The sequence below is a fragment of the Niallia sp. 01092 genome, from assembly GCF_052318935.1.
In the GTDB taxonomy this organism is placed as follows: domain Bacteria; phylum Bacillota; class Bacilli; order Bacillales; family Cytobacillaceae; genus Niallia.
Genome location: NZ_JBQRKO010000085.1, coordinates 1 through 282, shown reverse-complemented (window position 1 = coordinate 282; position 282 = coordinate 1). Strand labels below are relative to the sequence as shown.

At 32.3% G+C, this 282-nt stretch carries 1 pseudogene; it reads left to right on the top strand.

Annotated elements, in window-relative coordinates:
- Positions 1 to 15 precede the first annotated feature (15 nt).
- Positions 16 to 282: pseudogene (locus ACTXGU_RS22425) on the top strand (hypothetical protein); the annotation flags it as partial.

Genomic DNA, 282 nt, shown 5'->3' with positions numbered 1-282 from the left:
AAGGGAAACGGACAATTGTTCAATAAGAAAGGAAAATGGTATTTTTCTTTTGCACTTTCGTTTAAATTAGAGAAAAAGTCTACAGGTACAAAATCTATTGGGGTTGATAGAGGACTAAAATATATTGCGGTAGCCGGAGAAAGAGAAACAGGCCAGTATATTCATTTTAATGGAAAACAGATTGGTCATATTCGTAGGAAGTTTTTTAAACTTCGCAGAAAATTACAAAAAGCGAAAAATACGAAAGCGTTGAAACGATTAGAAAATAAAGAACAACGTATT